Source organism: Legionellales bacterium (assembly GCA_026125385.1).
GTDB lineage: Bacteria > Pseudomonadota > Gammaproteobacteria > JAHCLG01 > JAHCLG01 > JAHCLG01.
The window spans coordinates 1-3,251 of sequence record JAHCLG010000065.1 but is presented as its reverse complement, the minus strand read 5'-3'; the positions used below and the strand labels follow the sequence as shown (position 1 = coordinate 3,251).

Annotated in this window: 6 protein-coding genes and 1 tRNA gene; 5 read left to right on the top strand and 2 right to left on the bottom strand. The window is 40.8% G+C overall.

The window, feature by feature from the left end:
* The 4 genes from KIT27_12385 to KIT27_12370 all read left to right on the top strand — a co-directional run.
* A partial coding sequence (locus KIT27_12385) for a class I SAM-dependent methyltransferase (protein MCW5590443.1) occupies positions 1–733 on the top strand: 733 nt, incomplete at its 5' end.
* A gap of 34 nt (positions 734–767) precedes the next feature.
* On the top strand, positions 768–1,157 hold the full coding sequence (locus KIT27_12380; protein ID MCW5590442.1) for a VOC family protein: 390 nt from the start codon (positions 768–770) through the stop codon (positions 1,155–1,157).
* Between the two features lie 2 nt (positions 1,158–1,159).
* Entirely contained in the window at positions 1,160–1,357 is a 198-nt protein-coding gene (locus KIT27_12375) for a hypothetical protein (GenBank protein ID MCW5590441.1), read from the top strand.
* Positions 1,358–1,449: 92 nt separating this feature from the next.
* Entirely contained in the window at positions 1,450–1,899 is a 450-nt protein-coding gene (locus tag KIT27_12370) for a hypothetical protein (GenBank protein ID MCW5590440.1), read from the top strand.
* Positions 1,900–2,159: 260 nt separating this feature from the next.
* Here the strand turns inward: KIT27_12370 and KIT27_12365 are convergent.
* Together KIT27_12365 and KIT27_12360 are read right to left on the bottom strand one after the other, a co-directional pair.
* A tRNA-Arg gene (locus KIT27_12365) sits at positions 2,160–2,236 on the bottom strand.
* Positions 2,237–2,323: 87 nt separating this feature from the next.
* Positions 2,324–2,932 carry a glycoside hydrolase family 25 protein gene (locus KIT27_12360; protein MCW5590439.1) on the bottom strand — a complete coding sequence of 203 codons (609 nt, stop codon included), beginning with the start codon at positions 2,930–2,932 and terminating at the stop codon, positions 2,324–2,326.
* Between the two features lie 120 nt (positions 2,933–3,052).
* On the opposite strand from KIT27_12360, the gene KIT27_12355 reads away from it, so the two are divergent.
* The coding region (locus KIT27_12355) for a hypothetical protein (GenBank protein MCW5590438.1) at positions 3,053–3,251 on the top strand (199 nt) is incomplete at its 3' end.

Sequence of the window (3,251 nt, the reverse complement as noted above, 5' to 3'; positions counted from 1 at the left end):
AACCATAGAACATTACGTAAAATATCGCCCAAACTACCCAGATGCCATTTATTCTTTTTTAAGTCAGCAAGGTATGCTTAAGCCCCAGCACGTGATTGCCGATATTGGATCGGGCACGGGATTTCTGGCAAAACTATTTCTTGAGCAAGGTCATCGGGTTTACGGAATTGAGCCTAATTCGGGTATGCGAGAAGCTGGTGAAGAGTATTTAGCACACTACCCACATTTCTACAGCATCGATGCGATTGCCGAAGCCACTACTCTCCCTGAGAATTCCATCGACTGGATAACCGCAGGCACGGCCTTTCATTGGTTTGATGCAGCAAATGCCAAAATGGAATTTCAACGTATTCTAAAATCGCCAGGTTATGCGCTGCTGATATGGAATGTTCGCAATACTCAAGATTCGCCATTCATCAAAGACTATGAGCAACTGATTATCGACTATGGTAAAGATTATAAAAATTCGCGCGCAGAAGAATTCGATAAAACCGCACTCGCCGATTTTTTTGCACCATACCCAATGCAAACCACTTCTTTTGTTAATATTCAATTATTTGACTGGGAAGGTTTAAAAGGCCGCTTGTTATCGACTTCTTATAGTTTAAGAGAAACTGATGCCGGTTACGATGATATGATTAACGCATTAAAAATACTGTTCGACCGCCATCAGCATCAAGGTCAAGTCGAATTTTTGTATGAAACAAAATTATATTTTGGGCGAATGAAATAAGATTAGATGTTAGAATAGAGCCGAGGGAACTCACATGAAATTTGCTTATACCATTATTTATGTGGATCAAGTTGAGCAGACGCTTAACTTTTACAAAAAAGCTTTTAACCTGGAAACGCGCTTTCTTCACGAGAGTAAACACTATGGCGAACTCAATACCGGCAACACCAAATTAGCGTTTGCCTCAACGGAATTAGCTCAATCAAATGGACTGGAATTTATTAACAATAATCCTCACCATGCTGCGGCTGGATTTGAAATTGGTTTAGAGAGCCATGATGTGGAGCAAGATTATCATCACGCGATTAATAATGGGGCTATTTCCATCCAAGAACCTGCCTTAAAGCCTTGGGGACAAACCGTAGCTTACGTAAGAGACCTCAATGGCATTATTATTGAAATCGGCAGCCCGATGAGTGAATGACCATGAGCTCTGCTAAAAATCCCTCCACAAAAAATGAACTTTCAAGCCTGATGAATGTTGGAAAAGCCACTTGCCAAGATTTTGAATTGCTGGGGATTACAACGCTCGCAGAACTCGCGAACGCTTCGGCAGATGAGTTATATATTCGTTTACAAGTGATTACCGGGCAATCCCATGATCCGTGTGTGTTGATATGCTGATAATTTATGCTATCTTAAAATGAGACCTGAGATGAAAAATAGGGATTTTATTTTTTTGGGTTACCCTATATTAATTTAATAATGAGGAAGTTATGATGAAAAGAATAGTTCCAATATTTGCCTTAGCAGCCTTATGGTCATGTACCACTATTTACGCAGCATCTTGCGAATATGGTCCCAAATCAGAGAATATTATTCCTGTTAATTATACTTCGAGTATGCCAGATTTAAAGCTAACTATTGGTCAATCTACCATTCTCCCAAATCCCAATCAAACTGCAGGATCACTTCCGCAAACAGTGGTTCTTCCCTTAATTTGCATATCGGACAATACCTATTCTACCAATAACTTTGAAGTTAAACCTGTGGGCTGGGATGGAGCGCCGTGTGTTTTTTCTCACGTACTTGTAGTCAATGGACAGGGACATATGGTTGGTGGACAACAAATGCCTCAGAAAGGAAGAGTGGCAGGGGTAGACAAAGACTTAACCATGACATGTGTTGGACATGATGAAGGTTCGTTAGAAATAGACGTGAGATAGTTTAAATTATTCATTAGATTTTGCGGGGATCGAGAGGAGTGTTTTTTTTGGCGCGCCCGGAAGGATTGATTCGTCGTTCGCTTCGCTCTCTCCTCTCCCTGCGGGCGGCTGCGCCGTCCAAAATGCTTCGCCGCGCTTACGCGCTCTTCGCTGCGCATTTTGTCGAACCTCTTTCGGTTCGAACCCTTCCGGGAACGTAATGCTGGGCTTAGGTGTTTTTTTAGAAAGTTTGATGGTGATTAGGGTTTGGTGTTTTTTTTTGGCGCGCCCGGAAGGATTCGAACCTCCGACCTTCTGGTTCGTAGCCAGGTACTCTATCCAACTGAGCTACGGGCGCGTGTCAATTGCCGATTACGAAGGATGGTGATTATACTGGATTCAAGTAAGTTGTCAAAGACTTATTAACGTTTTTAATTAACTGTGTTTAAAGCGGTTTGGTGAGCTTAGCGTTCGCAGCGCTTGTATTGCGGTAATTTAAATCGACGGCACCTTGGATACCGCTAATCGTTCCAGTTTGCGAATATTGCCAATATTTCCAATCGCGCCATCCGAGAGGGATTTGAGGATAAGAAACACCATATTCGCTAATCCACAATGCACAACGATCGCTAAAATCCACATCAATAAAATTTTTCCAAAAATTGGGATTGGTGTAGATAATATTTTTACTGTTTGATAATTGATTATAGCGTTCTACTAACTTCGTCAATTCTTTTAAAACACTAGCAGGCGGCTCACCCATGGCCGTTTCAACATCAAAAGCCACTTCAGGATGCAAAGATAAACGGCTAACCACGTTCCACAGTGCCTCAGCTTGCAAGTAACCATCTTCATTGGCTTTAAATACATGATAAATTCCAGGTGCGAGATTATGTGTGACGACGCCTTGGTAATTTTGATAAAAATATTTATCAATCCCAGTAATTCCAATAGTACTTCTGACAAAAACAAATTGAATGGCGAGAGGATCGTTTGCCACGTTTTCCCAATGAATAACTCCTTGATATTCAGAAACATCAATTCCATTTTGCATAAAAGCTTCCAAAAAATACCATTCCAACAGGATCTTTAAGGCAAATATAGCACATTTATCAATTTCATGCCGAAGGTGATTTTATGGGCTATACTGAAAAAACTAATGGAGACTGAAAAAATGAATAAACACATCATAGTAGGAATATTAAGCGGATTGTTGGCAGCTACCTCAAGTGCATTTGCAGCATTGAGTAGCGGAGTTAATCTACACACTCCACCCCATTGGAAAGTAGCTCACACGGCGAACGATACTAACATGGGAATTAATGTTCTTGAATTAATCCCTAGCGATGAAACCTTAGAAAATTTTTCTAAAA

Coding starts and splice junctions, on each gene's coding strand:
- KIT27_12370 (MCW5590440.1), top strand. CDS start 1,450: ATGATGAAAAGAATAGTTCCAATATTTGCCTTAGCAGCCTTATGGTCA.
- KIT27_12360 (MCW5590439.1), bottom strand. CDS start 2,932: ATGCAAAATGGAATTGATGTTTCTGAATATCAAGGAGTTATTCATTGG.
- KIT27_12380 (MCW5590442.1), top strand. CDS start 768: ATGAAATTTGCTTATACCATTATTTATGTGGATCAAGTTGAGCAGACG.
- KIT27_12375 (MCW5590441.1), top strand. CDS start 1,160: ATGAGCTCTGCTAAAAATCCCTCCACAAAAAATGAACTTTCAAGCCTG.